The 19,231-nt window shown below is 58.3% G+C and carries 15 protein-coding genes; 5 read left to right on the forward strand and 10 right to left on the reverse strand.

What is annotated here, in order from left to right; translation table 11 throughout:
• From C1719_RS01640 to C1719_RS01660, 5 genes are all read right to left on the reverse strand, one after another.
• Window positions 1-806 (reverse strand): ATP-binding protein (locus C1719_RS01640; protein WP_281255961.1); only part of this gene is annotated, 806 nt, incomplete at its 3' end.
• Window positions 807-828: 22 nt separating this feature from the next.
• Window positions 829-1,302 carry an acetyl-CoA carboxylase biotin carboxyl carrier protein gene (gene accB / locus C1719_RS01645; protein WP_102373502.1) on the reverse strand — a complete coding sequence of 158 codons (474 nt, stop codon included), beginning with the start codon at window positions 1,300-1,302 and terminating at the stop codon, window positions 829-831.
• Window positions 1,303-1,335: 33 nt separating this feature from the next.
• A complete protein-coding gene (locus tag C1719_RS01650) occupies window positions 1,336-2,403 on the reverse strand; it encodes a 5-oxoprolinase subunit C family protein (RefSeq protein WP_102373503.1) in 1,068 nt (355 codons plus the stop codon).
• A 1-nt stretch (window position 2,404) separates the two neighbouring features.
• Window positions 2,405-3,133, reverse strand: coding sequence for a 5-oxoprolinase subunit PxpB (gene pxpB / locus C1719_RS01655; RefSeq protein ID WP_102373504.1), 729 nt, complete (start codon window positions 3,131-3,133; stop codon window positions 2,405-2,407).
• A gap of 203 nt (window positions 3,134-3,336) precedes the next feature.
• Window positions 3,337-4,800, reverse strand: a complete 1,464-nt coding sequence (locus C1719_RS01660) for a response regulator transcription factor (protein ID WP_180963415.1) — start codon at window positions 4,798-4,800, stop codon at window positions 3,337-3,339.
• A 209-nt stretch (window positions 4,801-5,009) separates the two neighbouring features.
• On the opposite strand from C1719_RS01660, the gene C1719_RS01665 reads away from it, so the two are divergent.
• The gene (locus C1719_RS01665; protein WP_102373506.1) at window positions 5,010-6,683 is read left to right on the forward strand and encodes an FAD-dependent oxidoreductase; all 1,674 of its coding nucleotides are present in this window, start codon (window positions 5,010-5,012) and stop codon (window positions 6,681-6,683) included.
• 81 nt (window positions 6,684-6,764) lie between these two features.
• Here C1719_RS01665 and C1719_RS01670 read toward each other — a convergent pair whose 3' ends face one another.
• A complete protein-coding gene (locus C1719_RS01670; protein WP_102373507.1) occupies window positions 6,765-8,288 on the reverse strand; it encodes a response regulator transcription factor in 1,524 nt (507 codons plus the stop codon).
• 160 nt (window positions 8,289-8,448) lie between these two features.
• On the opposite strand from C1719_RS01670, the gene C1719_RS01675 reads away from it, so the two are divergent.
• Both C1719_RS01675 and C1719_RS01680 read left to right on the forward strand, forming a co-directional pair.
• The gene (locus C1719_RS01675) at window positions 8,449-10,131 is read left to right on the forward strand and encodes an FAD-dependent oxidoreductase (RefSeq protein ID WP_102373508.1); all 1,683 of its coding nucleotides are present in this window, start codon (window positions 8,449-8,451) and stop codon (window positions 10,129-10,131) included.
• Window positions 10,132-10,337: 206 nt separating this feature from the next.
• Window positions 10,338-11,051 carry a sulfite exporter TauE/SafE family protein gene (locus C1719_RS01680; protein ID WP_102373509.1) on the forward strand — a complete coding sequence of 238 codons (714 nt, stop codon included), beginning with the start codon at window positions 10,338-10,340 and terminating at the stop codon, window positions 11,049-11,051.
• Window positions 11,052-11,451: 400 nt separating this feature from the next.
• Here C1719_RS01680 and C1719_RS01685 read toward each other — a convergent pair whose 3' ends face one another.
• The gene (locus C1719_RS01685) at window positions 11,452-12,903 is read right to left on the reverse strand and encodes a helix-turn-helix domain-containing protein (protein ID WP_102373510.1); all 1,452 of its coding nucleotides are present in this window, start codon (window positions 12,901-12,903) and stop codon (window positions 11,452-11,454) included.
• A 218-nt stretch (window positions 12,904-13,121) separates the two neighbouring features.
• Here C1719_RS01685 and C1719_RS01690 point away from each other — a divergent pair, with 218 nt between their 5' ends.
• Both C1719_RS01690 and C1719_RS01695 read left to right on the forward strand, forming a co-directional pair.
• Window positions 13,122-14,876 carry an FAD-dependent oxidoreductase gene (locus C1719_RS01690; protein ID WP_102373511.1) on the forward strand — a complete coding sequence of 585 codons (1,755 nt, stop codon included), beginning with the start codon at window positions 13,122-13,124 and terminating at the stop codon, window positions 14,874-14,876.
• A gap of 30 nt (window positions 14,877-14,906) precedes the next feature.
• Window positions 14,907-15,404: a cytochrome c3 family protein gene (locus tag C1719_RS01695; RefSeq protein WP_146007819.1), complete on the forward strand. Its 498-nt coding sequence runs from the start codon at window positions 14,907-14,909 to the stop codon at window positions 15,402-15,404.
• 125 nt (window positions 15,405-15,529) lie between these two features.
• On the opposite strand, the gene C1719_RS01700 is transcribed toward C1719_RS01695, so the two are convergent.
• The 3 genes from C1719_RS01700 to C1719_RS01710 form a co-directional block, all read right to left on the reverse strand.
• A complete protein-coding gene (locus C1719_RS01700) occupies window positions 15,530-16,834 on the reverse strand; it encodes a sensor histidine kinase (RefSeq protein WP_102373513.1) in 1,305 nt (434 codons plus the stop codon).
• 51 nt (window positions 16,835-16,885) lie between these two features.
• Complete coding sequence (locus C1719_RS01705) at window positions 16,886-17,617, reverse strand: response regulator (protein WP_180963416.1); 732 nt, start codon at window positions 17,615-17,617, stop codon at window positions 16,886-16,888.
• A 191-nt stretch (window positions 17,618-17,808) separates the two neighbouring features.
• Entirely contained in the window at window positions 17,809-18,933 is a 1,125-nt protein-coding gene (locus C1719_RS01710; RefSeq protein WP_180963417.1) for an ammonia-forming cytochrome c nitrite reductase subunit c552, read from the reverse strand.
• Between the last annotated feature and the right edge of the window lie 298 nt (window positions 18,934-19,231).

Consider the following 19,231-nt stretch of genomic DNA (forward strand, 5'->3'; position numbering starts at 1 on the left):
GTGTAGCCGACCGCCTGTGCGGCGCGGATGGCGGCTTCGTTCATGGCGGCTCGAATCTCATCGTCAACGAACGGAGACGGGCTTTCCTCCACCATTTTCTGATGATTGCGCTGCACCGAGCAATCGCGTTCGCCAAGCGAAACGATATTGCCGAAGGTGTCGCCGACGATCTGCACCTCCACGTGGCGTGGATTCAGGATGCACCGCTCGAGGTACATGCTGTTGTCGCCGAACGCGTTCATGCTTTCGCGCTGGGCGATGCTGAACATTTCGATGAAATCGTCCTCGCACGAACTGACGCGCATGCCCTTTCCACCGCCTCCGGCGCTCGCCTTTATCATGATGGGCCAACCTATTTCACGGGCTTTTGCAAGGCCGTCTTCAGCGGAGTGGATCGGGTTGCGCGTGCCCGGAACGACGGGCACGCCTGCATCCATCATGGTCTTGCGCGCTTGGCTTTTGTTGCCCATGCGGTCGATGACCTCGGGGGAGGGGCCGATGAATACGATGCCGTTGTCGCGGCAAAGCTTGGCGAACGTCGAGTTCTCGGATAAGAATCCGTATCCCGGATGGATGGCCTCGGCATGCGTCCCCTTTGCCGCGGATATGATCGAGGCGATGTTGAGGTAGCTGTCGCGCGCGAGCGGAGGTCCGATGCAGACGCTCTCGTCGGCGAGGTAGGTGTGCAGCGCGTGGTTGTCCGCCGTCGAATACACCGCGACCGTTTTGATGCCCATGGCTCGGCAGGCGCGGATGATGCGGACGGCTATTTCGCCGCGGTTCGCTATGAGGATTTTCTCGAACATAGGCTCTCGCTATCCTGCTCGGCTACTGGGCCAAGTTGCTGGTGGCTATGCGGAACAGGGGCTGGTCGTACTCCACCTGGGTTCCGTTTCCGGCGAGAACCTCGGTTATGATGCCCGGTACCGGTGCGGTGATCTCGTTCATCATCTTCATGGCCTCCACGACGGCGAGCGTCTGTCCCGAAAGAACCTCTTGGCCCGTCGTGACGAACGGGTCCTCGTCGGGGCTCGGCGATATGTAGAACATGCCGACGGTGGGGCTGCGTACGAGAATCGACGAATCGTCTTCCGTCTGGTCGGCGGCTGCGGCGTCGTTGCTCTGGTCTTTTCCCGCTAAAAGCGCGCTCACCCGTTCAGCCATGAGCGGAAGCGTTGTGGGGGAGAACGAGCTGTGGCTGCGCTCGAGTTCGATTTTCGTGTCGCCGTCATCGATGCGCAGGGCGGTGAGCTCTGCCTTGTCCATGATCGCGATCAGTTCTTCGATGGTCTTGGTATCCACGCTGGTCTCCTTAAACTTGCTTTGGTCCTGCTGCTAAGAACGGTCTATCCAGAGCTTCTCAGCCTGATTGCGGCGAGCCTGCTCCTCGAGGATCGGCTTGAGCCGCCGTGCGGTGCGTCGAGGTGAGATGCCGTCGGCGCATGGTCTTCTTACTATTTTGGCAAGGCCTTTGAAGTACTTGTACTCCTCGCGGTATAGCGCTTGGGCCTCTTGCACGGTGATGGGGGCGAACCGAATCTTGCTTCCCGGGCGGCACTGCACGAGCTTGGGTATATCGACCGAGGCGATGGTTCCGATTTTCGCATAGCCGCCGGTGGTTTGGCGGTCGGCGAGCATGATGATGGGCCGGCCGTGCGAAGGAACCTGGATGGCTCCGAATGCGATGCCGTCGGATATGATATCCGAGCCGTGTTTCGTCTCGATTTCGGGTCCGTCGAGGCGGTAGCCCATACGGTCGCATTTTGCGGTGGCCTCATAGGGTTGGCTGTAGAATGTTTCGATGCCCCGTTCGGTGAACATATCCTCTTGGGGGCCCGGCACGACGCGCACGATGGTTTCCTCGTTGCCGAACCCGTACGTTGCGTCGTACTCGATGCGGTGCGACCCGAGGTTTGGCAAAAAATCGAGATTCTTAGTCATGAACGGCAGATAGTCGCCCATCTGGAGGCTTCGACCGTGCCAGCCGCCGATACCGAGCTTGAGGCTGGTTGAGCGACTTCCCATCACTTCGGGTACGCGCACCGATCCTCCCGCGATGGCCACGTAGCCGTAGGCGCCGGTTCTCGGCGTCGCGAAATGAAGAATCGACCCGCGTTTGACCATGAGAGCCGAATACATCGGCACGGGCTCGCCGTCGATCGTCGGCGAGAAATCGCCGCCGGTGATGGCGATGAATGTGCTCGTGGTGAATCGCAGCGTGGGGCCGGCGAGCGCGAACTCGATGGCGCAGGTGTTGGGATCGTTCTCGACGAGCAGGTTCGCGATGATGAACGCGCGCCGATCCATGACGCCGCTCGGCGCAAAGCCGCTCCCCATGTATCCGATGCGGCCCGAGTCCTGGATGGTTGTCAGCACGCCGGGCTTTTTGACGACGAGGCCCATGCTACATTCCCTCCCAGATGATCTGGTATTCGTATGCGTTCGCCGAGAGCTGCGTTTCTATGGCGCTGTATTCATCGGCGGAGATCGGCACGAACCTCAGATATTCGCCCGCCGCGTACAGGATCGGCTCTTCCCGATCGGGGTCGTAGGGGCGAAGCGGAGTGCGGCCGATGATCTGCCAGCCGCCCGGCGAGGGCAGCGGGTAGATGCCCGTCTGAGTGCCGCCGATGCCGACCGAGCCCGCCTCGATGAGCGTGCGCGGCGTAGCGAGGCGCGGTGTGCAGATGCGCTCGTCGAGCCCGCCGAGATAAGCGAATCCCGGCAGGAACCCGAGCATGTCGATGAGGTAATCCTTCGAAGAATGGATGTCGATGACCTCTTGGACGCTCAGATGAGCATGGTTGGCTACCGTTTGGATGTCGGGACCGTATTCTCCGCCGTAGCATACCGGTATCTGCACTATCTTTTTCACGAATACATCGGCCGAGTCGAGTCCGCGCAGCTTTCCTCGCAGTCGGTACGACAGCTCGTCGAACGTGACTTCGAGCGGGTTGTAATACACCATGAGCGAGCAGAACGTCGGTACCAGTTCGACGATTCCCTCGATAGGGTCTTCGGTGAGATTCTGGGCGGCAATGCGGATCATGGTGCTGGTTTCGGGCGTGACGGTGTCGGCGAACTCAAGGTTGAGCGCCGAATCTCCTGCTATGGTTATGCTGAAGCCAGCCATGTATGTGCTCCCAGTGTGTCTCCTTGCATGAAAACGGTTGTTTGCCCAGAAAAACCGCATACCCGAAGTACTGTACCACCGTCTCGTTGCCAAAACGCCAGCCGTACTAGAATGGTAACCTTCATGCGTCGAACGGCCGAGGCATGCCGATGCGGCGCCCGACTCCGAATGATTCCGTGAGGGAATTTTAACATATAGGTTTTCTACAGGGGCTGTTCCTTGGCTCGAGCGGCTTCGACGATGTCTATCAGCTCCTGTTTCGAATGGATATCCAGTTTCGAATAGATTCGCTTAACGTGTCCTTTGACCGTGTTGCGCGACAGATAGAGGTTTTCGCACATGTAGTTGATGTCGCGCCCCTTGGAGTAGAGGCCCAGTATTTCGGTTTCCCGTCGGGTAAGGCCGTATTGCTGAGCGATCGAGAAGAACGCCTCGGATTTGTCGGCGGGCGATTCCTTCGCTTCGCCGCCCGTGTTTTCCGCTGCAATGTCGGCATCGGGTATGTCGGTGGACACAGATTGGTCCACCTTCCGATCTCTCCAGGTCAGAATAAGAGCAACGGCGAACACCAGGTATATCAGGAACATGAGGAGAGAGGTCGATTCGAAGTAGCTGCTATAGGAAGGAACGCCGAACATTCCGGGAACGTACAAACCGACGAGGAAGAGCATTCGCATGCATGCGTAGCCGAGCGACACGAGCACCATGGCCACCCGTCGTTGGCTTGACAGCTCGTCGAGGAGCAGCGAGCAGAGCAGGAGAAGGCTCAGTTGAAACCCAGCGCTCAGCACCAAGACGATGGCGTCGAACGCGGGAATCCAGAATACGGTGAGCAGAATCAGGAATATGGACTTGATGGTCAGGCCGTAGTTCCTGCTTTTGCTCGCGTAAGTCCATACGAGGAACACCGCTGAGCCGATGGGCGCCCCAAGGTAGGAGACGACCTCTCCGTAAGGGGAACCGTCGTGGCCCATGGCGATCGCTTCGGCTATCCCGTATATGAACACGATGAGGCAGAATCCGACGGCGGGGCCGAAGAGAACGCGGGAGAGCACTTTCCGATGACGCAGCACCTCGATACCCGAGCGAAACGAGGCGAGCGCCACGTTCGCATTCGATTGCGAAGGCGCTGTGCGGAGAGCCAGGTAAAGCACTGCCGAAACAAGGCACAGGGCCAAGGCGGCTTCGTTGGTGAATGCCTTGTTCAGAAGGGCGACGATTGCGAAAACGGATGATCCGAGGAAGGCTTGCCACCCGAAGACCAGCGCGCCCTTCCTCTCTTGAAAGCCGCTTATCGTTTCGAACCACGATACGAGTGAAAGGGAGAGTCCGGATCCGCATCCGATGCCTGCGCATATCGTAAGCGGCTCGGCGTGCGTTCCCAGCTGCATCCCCGTTGCGGCCAGTCCCGCAGATAAAGCCGCGTAGCCAAACAGGGCGATTCCCGAAGTCGTCCTCTCGCTGCATCGTGCGGCGGCGACCGCGTAGGCGAAGGCGGCGATTGCCGACGATAGGTACAGTGCTTGATTGAAGAGACGGTAGGTCGATTGGTCGGCGTCGGGCATGAGGGTGAGGGGGAAGAAGCATGCAACGAATATGACGTACAGGCATCCGAATCCGATGACGGAGCAAGCAGATGCGTATGTTCGAGATCGAACGATGTCCATGGTCCCTCTTGTGCGTCTGATCGTGCAAAGTTTTCTCACCATAGCACACAAGACAACGGCAATGAAATGGCAAAACCGCAATACCACCCTTCGTGGGTCTATCCGAAAACCGGCATGTTTTGAACAATGGGCCCAAGCGGCGCCGGCGAATCGACGCCGCCAAGGGATGCGTGCGGAAACGGATCGCATGCAGGAAGAGAGGATGAGCTATGAAAAACGGAAGGATATCCCGTCGTGCGTTTCTCGCAGGATCCGCAACGATGGGAGCTGCAACGGTTTTGGGCTTGAGCGGCTGCGCTGCACAAGGCGCCTCTGCCGAGAAAGCCGAATCGGGAAGCGAGAGCGTGCAGGATTGGGCCCGGTCTCTCAACGTCGACATTGCTTCGACGCTGCCGGGCAACACGTCTGAAGACATTGCGGTCGAAGAGACGAAGGAGTGCGACATCCTCGTAATCGGAGGCGGATGCTCGGGTGCCAATACCGCGATCAGGGCGGGCGAGCTCGGCAAGCGCGTCATTCTGGTCGAGAAGACGCAGACGATCGGCGGCGCCAGCAACAAATCGTCGGGGCCGGTTGCCTACAACAGCAAGTACGCCAAGGAGGCCGGCGTCGAAACCGACATCCTTCCCATCGTTAACGAGTGGGTGAAGGATTCTCATTGGCGCGTCGACGCGGCTTCGATCCAGCAGCTCTTGGGCACGGTAGGCGAAGCCATCGACTGGATGAGCGGCAACGGCTGGGAGTTCCAGCCGTGGATGGGGCCGACTATGGTAAAGCTTCCCGACTACGATGCTCGCGAGGACCTGTTCCTTGCGGCGCTTGAGAAGTTCGTAGCGCCGAGCGGAGAGGTTTTGACCGAGACGACCGGCAAGCAGCTCGTTGTTGACGAGAACGGAGTCGTCACCGGCGCCATCGTCGTAGACAAAGATGGCAAGGGCATCCAGATCAATGCTGGATCTGTCGTAATCGCTACGGGCGGATATGCGGGCAATCGGGAGATGGTGAAGACGGTCTTTCGTTTCGATGGCGTGCTCGGGGGGCTCCCCCAGAATATCGGCGAGGGGCTCGAAATGGCCTGGAAGGCAGGTGCCCAGAAACCGCAGAACTTCGGCGGCCAGATGCTGCATCAAACGCTCGCCCGTGCAACGGATGAGATCAAAGACGATTTCGATGACTTCCCTGCGAAGTACCCCATGATCCTCTGCTATGTTGCGCAGGTGCTTAACGTTGGGGCGACGGGCGCACGGTTTCGCAACGAGGAACTGGTTTTAAGCGCCTGCGACTCGGCAAACTCGAGCGCATACCAAGGGTCTTTCCATTACGTGGTCGTTTCGAAGTCGATCATGGACACTCTCGAGAGCCAAGGTCTTGCGGGGCTCGGCGTGGAAAAGAGCCCTGGTCTTCCTCCGGCGTACAAGCCCAAGTTCGAGCTCGACACCCCCTGGGAGGGCATCGCCGAGGTGCTGGACAAGATGGTCGAGAAGGGAGCCGGCTACAAGGGCGACACTCCGCAAGAACTGGCCGAGGCCGCTGGCATGGATCCCGATATCTTCCTGGATCAGATGGCCCGCTACGATGAGTACTGCGAAACCGGCATCGATTCGCAATTTGGAAAATCGGCTGCGAATCTCATCGCTTACGGGGAGGGCCCGTACTACATCATCATTTCGGAAGAGAACAGCCTTGGTTCGTGGGGAGGTTTGCTGACCAACACCGACTATCAGGTGCTGGACTACGATCGCTTGCCTGTGAAGGGTCTGTACGCCGTCGGAAACGAAGCGGGTTCTTGCCTGTACAACGACACGTACGTCGGATCGGGCGTTGCCATGGCCAACACGATCACCTCTGGTTATATCTGCGGTACGAAACTCGGAGAAAATTAAACATCCATTGCGGATGGGCCGCTGCGATCCTTGCCGGTTCGCAGCGGCCGAAATTCGCATGCGCACGTTTTGGCAGAGCCTTCACGAGAGGGATTCAACGAGATCGATGAGCTCTTGGTGGGTGTGCACATCGAGCTTCGTGTAAATATGCTTGACGTGAGCTTTGATGGTGTTGTAAGAAACGCAGAGTTCAGACTGGATGAAGACGCCTGTTCGCCCGCGCGCCAGCAGTTTGAGGACCTCTTCTTCCCGCTTGGTGAGCGAGTATTCGCGTACCAGCGTTTCGCACCGTTCGTAGATCGTGCTTTCAGTAACGCTGTCGGCTTCAAGCGTTGTTTTCGGGGCAACGCTTTCATGCACTTCGGAAATCGCCTTGTCGAAGCTGAAATCTCTGAGAACCGCAATGACGTAGGCGACGAGCGCGAATGTTATTGCGGCGACGACGATGATGACGACCTGGGAATCGTCGTGCCAATACTGGTTCGTGAACCGTCCCGCGTTGGCGCCGATGATCACGCCGATGGCATTGAGCGCGAAACCCCAGGCGAATACCGAGACCGCTCCGTGGGTGTTGCGGCGGGCGAGGGAGCAGAGCACGATCCAGTTGAAGACCTCGAATACCGCTATTCCGGAACTGATGAGGCCGTTGGGTACCGAGAAGCGAACGAGCTGCGAGGCGGGAACCAGGAGAAACCCTGCGATGGAAAGCAGCAGAGCGATGCGGAAGAGGCGATCGGCGGTAATCCATCCCGCCTTCCCCACGATAAACGCGAAGGCTATGGCGAATACGACAAGACTCCACAGCGAGTTCGCGGGTATGCCGCCTATTTCGCCGAACGTGAGCATGAAGCCGTATACGATTCTGAAGAGAAGAAAGCACATGAATATCTGGTGATTGAACGGCACGTACGAAGATGGTTGCGTAATGGCCTCGTCATGCGGGGATGGTTTCTCTCCGAGCTTGACGAGTACGTGCTGGGCCGCGGGATACGAAAGACCTATGATGGCGATGAGGCATGCTGCGTGCATCACGAGCATGATCGTGGAATAACCCGTTGGAAAAACAAGGCTCGCTGCCGTGGCTCCGAGTTCCGCTAAAACAATGCACGCGAGGGCTCTTTTGTCACTCAGTTTGCAGAGCAACAGCCCGACGAAGATCGTGCAGATGCCCCTTGCGATAGACGTGGCGCATGCTCCGGCGGTCAAAACGGGCAGCGATCCGAATACGTTTCCGGCATAGATCGTTATCGGCCCAAGCGCCGATCCTGCTATAGCGGCAAAGAGGAAAAAGCGGGCCTTCAGTATGCGGGGTCGCCATACCGAGGTGATGGCGATGAAAACGAGCGCAATGCCGTTTGCCGAGGTGCATAATTCCCGAATCGACGAGAGATGGACATCGTAGAGGGGGAAGAGGTGGTTGTTGAGCGACCAGTTGCTGAACACGAGCAGACCGAGGGCGCAGAGGCATTGAGCGAAAGTCCGCGTATCTTCGGTCGGGCCTCTTTTAAGGGCGTGTGCTATGTTCGACGGTGATTTCCCCATAACAACAGTGTACTTGATTACTTGGTTGCGCAAAAGGATGGTGGCCTCACATGATATAGGCATTGAACTGGGATTTTCTAAAAATTACCCACTGAGGGTGATGAAGGCGATCCGTTTCATCCGTAGTATCCGCTGCGTTCGGCACCTGCATCGAGCCTGGTTTCGGGCACGCGATGGCTGGTTGTCGTTTTGGATGGAGCCATAGCAGAGGAAGGGATGGGATATGGAATCATTGGGCAAAACGCCGTTTTCGAGGCGAGGGTTTTTGGCAGGCGTTGCGCTTGCCGGCGTTGGGGGAGCATTGGGGTTGTCCGGGTGCTCCCCGCAGGAGCAGAAGGGCCAAGGCGAGACGGCTTCGGCTGAATCGGCAGAGAGCTCGGCGAGCGATTGGCTTGGGTCTGAGCCTGAAATTCAGGAAGCCGACATCGTCGAGACGCTTGATACGGAGATCCTTGTCATCGGAGCGGGTACGGGCGGCCTGTTTGCCGCCTGCGCAGCCGGCGAGCTTGGCGCCGATACCGTTGTTTTGGAAAAGTTCGAAGGCGGGGTTGTGCGCGACGATGTCGGGGGAGTCAATTCTCGCTTGCAGCAGGAGAACGGGTACAGCATCGATAAGCAGGCGTTCGTGCGGGACATGTATCGATATGCGGCGGGCCAGTGCGATCTCTCGCTGTTCGACATCTGGTTCGAGAACTCGGGAAGCGTTGTCGATTGGTATGAAGAGGTTCTCGGTCAATACGGTGTGACGTTATGGCACGAGATGGCCGAAGAGAAGAACACCCCCAACTATCCTCATTGGGCAACGGGGCATTCGCCTGCATGGCCCCAGGATGGATCGCTTAGCGGCTTTTCCGTGCTGAGCGAGTATGCTGAGAAGACCGGGCACGTTACGTTTCGATATAACACCCCCATGGTCAAGCTGATCGTTGAGGACGGCAAGGTTGTCGGTGCTTACGGTAAAGGGGAACAGGGGTATGTGCGCGTAAACGCATCGAAGGGAACGCTGGTTTGCACGGGCGGATACGGGTCGAACGTTGCGATGCAGAAAATACTGCAGCCTCATACCACAACGATATACGGAAGGAACACCTCGCAACCCGGATGCGATGGCGATGGAATCAGGGCCTGCCTTTGGGCTGGGGCGAAGATGGACGAAACGCACACGAGCATGCTGTTTGATCGAACAGTTGTTCCCGTTGGCACCGAGGGCGGGTGCGATTGTACGGAAGGAACGCTGTTCTGGATGGGAAGCCAGCCATGGCTTAAGGTCAACCTGAATGGCGAGAGGTTCTGCAACGAGTCGGGAACATATGATTTCATCTTGCATGCAGATGCGTACCAGCCTTCTCATATGCACGTGACTTTATGGGATTCCGATTACGAAAGCTATGCGGAGCAGTTCGATATGCATGGCTGCTCTCGTCTGTTCCCCTTTGACAACGGAGCGGCACCTAATATCCCGCTCCAAGTCGTTCAAGGGATGAATGCTGATTTGCTTGAGAAGGGCTATATCCAACAGGCGGATACGATCGAAGAGCTTGCCGAGAAGCTCAAGCTTCCCATAGACGCGCTGGTGGCGACTGTCGAGCGAAACAACGAGAACTACGATAACCAATCTGATCCCGATTTCGGGAAAGAGGCGTTCAGGCTCTCTCCGCTCCGAAAGCCTCCGTTTTTCGGGGTTTACAACACGGGCACGTTGCTCTGCACTCTTGATGGCATCGTCATCAACACCGAGGGGCAGGCGCTGCGCGATGATGGGAGCATTATCGAAGGGCTCTATGTGGCGGGCAACGATTCGGGCGGTTTCTATTCCATGACGTATCCTAACCTGACGACGGGAAATGCCTGCGGTCGAACGGTAACGTTTGCGCGTATGATCGCCCAAAAACTCGCCTCATCGTAGAGCCCCGGGTGCTCTTCGCTTTTCTTTCCATGGCTGGATGCCGGAGCGATCTTGGCATCCAGCCGTTTCTGCTCGGACTTCGATCCCGACAGCGCATCAGGGCTTTCGCCTCGAACGATTCCTCTGGTCGTCCACCGAGAAAGGGAGAAACCGATCGAGTCCGATGGTACACTGGATGAATTCGATTTCAGTGGAACATGGAGACAATGGAAAAAGCCCTCTTTATAGCTGCATTCTTCTTTGCGTATACGGTGCAGGCGATCACCGGGTTTGCCGGCAATGTTTTCGCCATGCCCGTGGGCACGCAGCTGCTGGGGCTTTCGAGCTCGGTCGCCATCCTCAATGCGATGGGCTTTTTCGCCTGCGGTCTTCTGACGATCATGAACTTCAAAAGCGTCAACTGGCGAGAACTGGCAAAAATCGTCCTAACGATGCTTCCGTTCGTGCTCATCGGCATTTGGCTCGATACGGTGCTGCCCCTCCATATCCTGTTGCGTATTTACGGCGTGATCATCGTTGCAATCGGTTTGAAGAATTTGCTGCAGAAAAGGCAGAAGTTCCTTCCCGAATGGGCCTTGTGGACCATTCTCGCTTTGGCGGGGCTCGTCCAGGGGATGTTCGTGTCGGGGGGTGCGCTGCTTGTGATCTATACCGTGCAGAAGCTCCAGGATAAACAGCAGTTCCGCATGACGCTTTCTGCGACTTGGGCGATTCTCAACCTCATTTATGCAGTGATAGCGTTCGGCCAGGGGAGTTTCACAGGTGAAGTCGTTCAGATTGTGCTCATGTGCGTTCCCGTTGCCGTGCTGGCCACGTGGATCGGAAACCGCTTGCAGAAAAAGATCAGCCAGGAGAAGTTCCTGAAGCTCACGTACGTGCTGCTGCTGTTCGTGGGCGTCATGCTGCTTGTGAGCGCGTAGGCTGGCCAGCATTTTCGATCATCGATGAAGTTACGGCAGTGGGCGGAGGCGTGCCGCATGGTGCTTGCGTGCCACTCGGATGGGCACCGATCGAAAACAGGTAACTTCTTAATGTGCACACTTTTCCACGATGTGTTGCGTTTGCCGCCTGCTTGCGCTCGCTTGCGGCCCTCAGTTGTTGTCGCAAAGAAAATCGATCTGGGCAAACGCGGTGCATTCTGGACGATAGGGCGTTGTGCCGTCTTTCGAGCGCAACACATCGTGGAAAAGTGTGCGTTGGCCGTCCGCTCGTCGATCGAGGCTTCGGGCCGCTGCCATCGATAAGCTCTGGCTGTCTCTGCGGATCTTTCCCTGAACTAGGTTGGCGTTGGCGTTGCCCGAGCAAGGCGGGGCAATTCGGCTAGCCTTCCCTCGGCGTTTCGAACTGCGGGTCGATATCGCGCATGAGGTCGAAGAGCTCCTCGCGGTCGTGCACGTCGAGCTTCCGGTAGATGTGGCGTATGTGCGCCTTTGCGGTGCCCCGCGCGATGAACATGCCGTCGGCGACACCGCTTGCCGTCTTTCCTTCGAGCAGCAGCGAAAGGGCTTCCCGCTCGCGCGCTCCCAGACCTTGTTCCGCTGCGAACGAGGTGATGAACGAAGAAGATACGACGTCTTGTTCGCCCGGTTTGCCCTGTTGCTTGAAGCGGTATTTTGAATACAGCTGAATGGTTCTGTTGTTGAGCCCGATGAACGTACAGGCGATGATACCGACGATTAGACATATCGATAGCAATGTTCTGAGCGTGCCGCTCTGGTCGAGCGCGCTCATTGCCAACGCGACGGGGCGGCCGAGCAGGCATCCGCCGAATATCGAGAGAAGCAGTAGCGCGGCAAGCTTATGCGGGTCGAGCGCGAAGCGGCTTCCGAGGCTGCAGAATAAAATGATGAGATACGAGATGTTCACAGCGCATCCCATGGTTGCCAAAGAAAAGATGAACGACTCGTCGATATGGAGAAACGAGGCGAAGAGCATGCCTGCAACCACGAGCGTCAGCGCGATGTAGAGCAGCGAGGCGATGTTCACGCGCTTGGAGAACAATGCGACGATGCCGAGCACGAGCGCTGCGGGCCACAGCATGCTCCATCCTGTATCCGTGTGCCACGACTCCAATCCCACGAACGATACTGAAAGCATGAAGGCGAAGCTGAAGAGAAATGCGGTGAGCAGCGGTCCGGCAAGAAACGCGAACGAGGGCTTTTCGGCAGATTCCTTTCTTACAGCAGATTTCGGTCGTTTGTCGAGGGCGCGTGATAGCGTCCAGCCCGAGAGCAGTACCACGGCGGCGTATCCGACGAAGAGTCGATCCCACAGCATGCCGAGGAGAAACCACGATATAAGGCAGCCGATCACGATCGAAACGAGAAGAGAGAACGCGACGGTCTCGACGGCCTGCCCCACGAAAAGCCCGAACCAGAAGATAGCTACTGTTCCGATCAAAAATCCGACCGAGATGGCGGAGGCGATGAGGGCTATGCTGTAGAGGCCCGAAGAGATGGGCGTTGCGGTCATCAGGAACACGAAGCCGAGGGCGGCGAACAGCGAAGATGCTATCAGAATCGGCTTGCGGGCCTTGTCGAGGGCGTGAGGATTTCCGATCACCAAGGCTATCGCCGCTACGACGATGCTCGTGATGCAGATGACGTCGGCATAGGAAAGGCCGAGGGCGGTCGTCTTGTAGCCGTTCGCGTAGTGCGTGAGCGTTACGATCGCCACAAGAAGCGATGAGCCGAAATAGTACCATTTCGTTTCCGCCGCGCATGATTTCAAGGCGTCTTTTGCGGTCGACCACGCCCGATCGATTTTGTTCATAGCGATCCCCCAATGCTCTGCATTGTCCCTGCTTGTATTGTCCCACAGGCTTTCGATTCGCGACAGGAGCGATTGATTAACCTAGGGGGGTTAGCGGGTGGGGTTAGTCGCTTCGGCGAGATCGGCGTTGCTTGGGTCTGGGTTAACCAAGCGGGGTATTCCCACAATGATCGCTGTGAGGCACGAGGGGTGCCTCCCGATCACGGAGGGAGAGTCACATGTTGAAGGAAAGCGAGAACAAGGTGTCGTTGTCGAGGCGCAGTTTCCTTACGGGCGCGGCAGTGCTTGGTGCCGGTGCGGCGATGGCGGGTCTTGCAGGCTGCTCGTCGGGGGGAGATGCCGCCAAACCTGCGGCCGACGATGTGGCTGCGGAACCCGCTGCAAAATCTGCGGCGACCGAGGACGCTGCTGTATTGGGCCAGCAGCCGTGGGAGATTGCTCCCGAACCGATAACCGACGATCAGATTGTCGAGACGATCGACTGCGATATCGCCGTTTGCGGCGCGGGCATCGCCGGGCTGCCGGGTGTGGCTCTTGCTGCCGAGAACGGTGCCAACGTGCATGTGCTCGAAAAGGCTGGCACATACAGCACGGCGCGCTTGTGCACGTGCGGCTTCAACGCCAAGTGCCAAACCGATAACGGTATTACCTACGATCGCGACAAGTTCATTACCGATGTATGGAAGATCACCAACGGCAGCCAGGGTCGTATGTCCTCGTACGGCAAGTGGTTCGACAACAGCGCTCCGTACATCGATTGGCTGCAAGGCGTATGCCAGTCAGTCGGATGCGACATTGTCCCTCAGCAGGTGACGGGGTTCAAGGTTACCAACGACGGTGTCGGGCAGGTTGGCGCGAACGAGTTTTGGGCGACGTACGCCGCGATGATCTACTTCGTCGACAAGGACGGAAAGACGCTTGCCGACGGCGTGAACGTCGACTGGACTGGCATTCTTGCCGATTACGCCACCGACAAGGGTGCGACGATTCACTACAACACGCCTGCCGTACAGCTCGTTCGCGATGAGTCCGGACGCGTGACCTCGGTTATCGGCGAAAACGAAGTAGGCGAATACATCAAGATCAACGCCACGAAGGGTATTCTGCTCGCATGTGGAGATATGGGCGGTAACCGCGAGATGATGGGCTATTACAACACTTCGCTTCTGAAAACGCGCAGCGTAGCCGAAACCAAGAACACCGGCGACGGTCAGATGATGGGCATGTGGATCGGTGCCGACATGGACGATTTCGCCGCTGGTGACCTTTTCCCGTTCGTGGCGGTCGATCAAACCGGTGAGCGCCCGACCTCACCCGATGCGAAATCCTATGCGGCCGTTGCGAACCTGCCGGTGTTCATGGTGGACAACACGGGTCGCCGGCTCATGCCCGAGGACCTGCCGTTCCAGGCGTGTTCGGTCCCCAAGATCACCGCGACCGCAGACGGCTCGGCGTGGAGCGTGTGGGACAGCGCATGGCAGGAGAAGTTCCCCGAGGGCTTCCCTGCGGGCGACTACCTTTCCGAGAACTCGCCCGAGCAGATCGAGATCGACATCAAGAACGGTGTGACCATCCAAGCGGACACCATCGACGAGCTCGCCGACAAGATGGGTGTCGATCCTGACATCTTCAAAGAGCAGCTTGACCGCTACCACGGATTCTGCGAAGCCGGCAAAGACCTCGACTTCTACAAGAACCCGCTATGGCTCACCACCATCGACACGCCGCCGTTCTATGCATCGCGCCACGTTGTGAGCATCACAAGCACGCGCGGCGGTCTGCGCAACGACGAGCGCTGCCGTGTGCTCGACAAGGAGGGCATGCCGATCCCCGGCTTGTACGTGGCGGGCAATACGGCGGGCTCCTTCTACGGCAACGTGTACCCGCCCAACGTGATGGGCTCGGGCATCGGCCATGGCCAGTGCTTCGCATGGCTCGCCGTGAAGGACATGCTCGGCATGGAATACATCTAGTCGCATCGAGTGGACGGCGAGGAGCTAACCATGGATAAGAAGAAACGCGTTTCGCTGACGATAAAACTCGGGCTTGCCGCTGCGCTCGTCGTCGCCCTGATCGCCCTCTGCGCATGCGGCGGCTCAGGCGGCGAAAGCGGCGAGGGGGCTTCGCCTGATGCTGCGGCAAACGCCGATGCGCAGCCTAGCAGCATGATGGCGGTTCACACGCCCGACCAGCTGAAGCTTATCAACGGCGATTGGTCGAAGAAGAACTGCCTCGGTTGCCACTCACGTGATACGATCACGGCACTGACCGAGAACTACGGCGGGGCGGAGGGGTACAACCCCCACGCTGCCCATACCGAGGCGTACGATTGCGGCGTATGCCATTCGATTGAGGGAACGTCGGTTCTCGTGTGCAACACGGCGTGTCACGGCGGCTACCACGGTGAAGGCAATGGGTGGCCGGTTCCAGACGACTGGCAGGAGCCGACCGCCGAAGTACCGAGCGCCGACGGGTCGCCGATAGACACCTCGAAGGTGTAGGTCCGCGAAGCCGATCTTTGTACGAACGACCAACCAGGCAACACGCTGAATGCAGGGAGCCCCGCTGCTGCGCGGGGCTCCCTGTGCGGTTCCTCATACTTCTTGGCAGGGGCCGGGGGCAGACCCTAATCGTTCTTGAGGGGCAGCCAAACGCGGACGGTGGTTCCCTCGTCCTTCCTGCTTTCGATATCGATGCGACCCCCATGGCGCCCGGCGATCCATTGGGCAATGGGAAGTCCAAGCCCCGTGCCCTGCGGATTGACCTGTTGCGCCCGTTCGGAGCGGTAGAAACGGTCGAAGGCGTGGGCGATGGTTTCCGAATCCATGCCGATGCCCGTGTCTGCGATGACCAGTACAGCGTACTTGCCTTCGGGAGCGCACTCGATCGAGATCGTGCCCCCTGGTTGGGTGTAATGGATGGCGTTCTCGACGAAGACGGTTGCCAGCTCCTCGAGCCGATCGCGGTCGCCGAGGACCAACGCGCCCTTCTCGGTGCTAACTTTGAGCTCGACCTTTTGCTGGATGGCAAGCTGCTCGAAACCCTCGTGCATCTGCTCTACCACATCGCCCATATCCACAACCGAATACATGTGGTCCACCACGCTTTCCTCCACCTGGGTGAGCGTCAGTAGATCCGAAAGCGTGTTGCGCATCTTGTACGCATGATCCAGGCTCGTTTGGAGCGCGAGGGTTTCGTCGGCTACGCGGTGCTCGGGATGGCGAAGCACCATCTCTATGTTGGCGAGCATCACGGCAAGAGGGGTTTTGAGCTTATGGGAAGCGTCGGCAGAGAACTGCCGCTGGCGTTCCCAGGCATCGCGAATGGGCGCCACGGCGCGCTTTGCCATGAAATATCCTGCGGGAATCATCGCAACGAGGCTTAGCAGATACGTCACGATGCTGGCGACGATCAAACGATGGCGCGGCACTATCTCTTTGGTGATATCGCGAAACAACAGTATTTCCTCTACGTGGTAGGTTTGGTCCCCTTCGGTGATGGGGACGTCGCAGAGCGTATGGTGCACGCGGTAGAACCGACCGTCGATCTCGGCGGTCGAGTCGCCGAACGGCATATCGCGCGCCAGCAGCGTATCGATATCGTTCTGAGGTATCTCGTCGGTAGGGTGCAGGTTCAGAAGCTCTCCGTCGGCTGTTTTGATGTACAGCACGGGAATAAACGACGTCGACAGGCCGTAGGCGTGATCATCCGGCGACTGATGCTCGTCGATGAAGACTTGCGTCTGATAGTCGGAACGCGAGTCGATGGGAGCGAGTCCGAACACGTAGAACAGCACGTTGAGGATGAGGAGAACCGCGAACAAGACCACAGCCATAACGAGGCAGTTGGAAATCGTCAGCTTACGCGCTGTTTTGCGGGCAAGCGCCTCAGTCAGCCTTACCTGCACGCTAGAAGCGACCGTTGTGCCCATCGAGCAGCGCCTTTCCCCTCGGGTCTTTGGATCTTGCAACTCTTGATGCCGCTAAGCACTCGCAAACTTGTAGCCAACGCGCCACACTGTCAAGAGGTAGCGGGGCTCGGAAGGTACGGGCTCCATCTTCTCACGTATCTTGCGAACGAGCACCGTAATGTTGCGCAGGTCCATGCCGATGCTCTCTCCCCAGATATGATCGAGGATCTGCTCGCGCGTAAAAACCTTGCCGGGCGAGGAAACGAGCAACGCGACGATCTCGAACTCTTTGGATGTGAGCTTGACGGGCTGGCCCTTGAGCTTGACCTCGTATCCATCCAGATCGATTTCGAGGTCGCCGATGCGGATAATTTCTTGGGGCCCCTTTGCGCCGACGGCATGAGCGGTTTCGGCATCGCTCAAAACAGGCGCATCGGTATTGGAAGCGCAACGCCTGATCAGGGCCTCTGCGCGCAAGGAAAGCTCCAAAGGGCTGAACGGCTTGGTGAGGTAGTCATCGCAGCCTGCTCTGAAGCCCACGCTCTTGTCGACGATATCGCTTCTCGCCGACAAGAAGATGATGGGGGTGCGCACGCCGCGTTCGCGCAAGCGCAAGCAGGTCTCGAAACCGTCCATGTAGGGCATGGAAATGTCCAGGATGATAACGTCAGGGCGCTCCGCATCAATGCGATCGAGAACCTCGAGGCCGTCTTTTGCGCCGCAAAACTCGAATCCGTCTTCCAGCATGACGCGCTCGACAACTTTGCGCAGGTCGCCGTCGTCGTCTGCGAACATGACCTTCATGATGCGACCTCCCGTTCAAACATCGGTACCGCTCCGCGTCGTTTACGACGTCCCCCCGTCACGCCACGGTGTATTTCAGAGTATATCAGTTCCAAGGATTCTGATTGAAGAGGGGTCCAAACGAAAACCGGCGGTTCGCTCTGACAGCGAACCGCCGGAACCGCACGCGCTACCGTGCCTGTCCGTAAAGCTTAGGACAGCAGGTCGATGCCGTGTTGAGCGAGTTCGGCGGCCTGGGCGACGATCCCGTGCTGCTCTTCGGGATCATGGGCGACCTTGTTGCCGAGCTTGTGCTTGCCCTCGACGTAGGTCAGGTTGTAGCTGGCACGAGAGTAGTCCTCGCGCGCCTGATCCAGGGCTTCGGACTCCTCGCCGGCGGCCGTAGCCTCCTTGAGCATGTCGCCCAGCTGGTTGATCAGGGCACGTGCTTCTTCGCCCTCGGCGTAGAGCTCGGCCTGGGCGTTGCGTACGAAGTCGCGCATCTGAGCGGCATCTTCGACGCCCTGGGCAGTATGGCAGTCAAGGCAGGTTTCGAGCGCCTCGAGGTTGTCGGTCAGGCGTCCAGAGGCGTTGTGGTTGGTCATCGGCTGGCCGTTGGCGTTCTCGATGGTGGGCATGTGACAGTCGATGCAGGCGAGACCCAAATTGGCATGCGTGCTGTCGTAGAAGATCTCCACATCGGGATGGCCTGCGCTGATCTTCAGGGCACCCGTAGCCTCGTCGGGACCCTTTTCCGCGCTTTCGGCACCTCGCTCGGCGTAGATGGTGTCGATATCGAAGCCGGGGGTGTAGCCGGTATGGCACTGGCCGCACAGAACCGTACCTACGGGAGCATCGGGAATGTAGGTCTCGCGCTTGGTGTCGAACGAGCGGATGCCAGGATTGATCTCGAGGGTCTCGGGATCGGTGTGGCAGACGTAGCAATCGAAGAAGGCATTGATTTCGGGCACGAGATCGGCCAGCGGCGTCGAGCCATCATATACCTGAGACAGCTCGTCCCATTGCGTGGTCTTGCAGGACATGCAGTCGAGATTGGCATGGTCCCACTGCTGCATGTTCTGGAACATGTAATAGTGGCCGGCGCGGACGCCTTTGTCGACGTTCCACCCTGTGGTGGCGTACGAAGCGTACTGGTCGGGGTACATCTGCCTCCATTCCTCGATGGTCGCCCTCTCGTTGGTAGCAGCTGCGGTGCTGGCGTTGTCGGCGGCGGCCTTCCCGGTGCCGCTTGGCGCGCACGCGCTGATGCATGTAAGCGCGAGTAAAGACGCGGCGACGGCAGAAACGATCAGAACTTTCCCCTTGGGCTTAGCCATGTGAACTCCTCCTTTGTATCCCATGGTGCATTACATTTTGGAACTACAGACATTTTAGGAAGCGGGGGAGGTAATACTGATACCTGCTTTATTGAGTATAAGTTGCTTTTTTATTTCCCAATTATTGACACCGCCAAACGGACGGCGGAACCCTTTTTGGTTGCAGGGATTTGTTTCGATTCGCGTGATGGGAAGGGGCCTGGCGAACAAGGGGCGACCCGCGCTGGATGATGCGCGGGTCGCCTTGATGCCGTTTCGGCATGTGCAGGCTGAGGGAGGAGGGAGACAGCCCGCAAGA

Origin of the sequence: Raoultibacter massiliensis (genome assembly GCF_900199545.1) — a bacterium.
In the GTDB taxonomy this organism is placed as follows: Bacteria; Actinomycetota; Coriobacteriia; order Coriobacteriales; family Eggerthellaceae; genus Raoultibacter; species Raoultibacter massiliensis.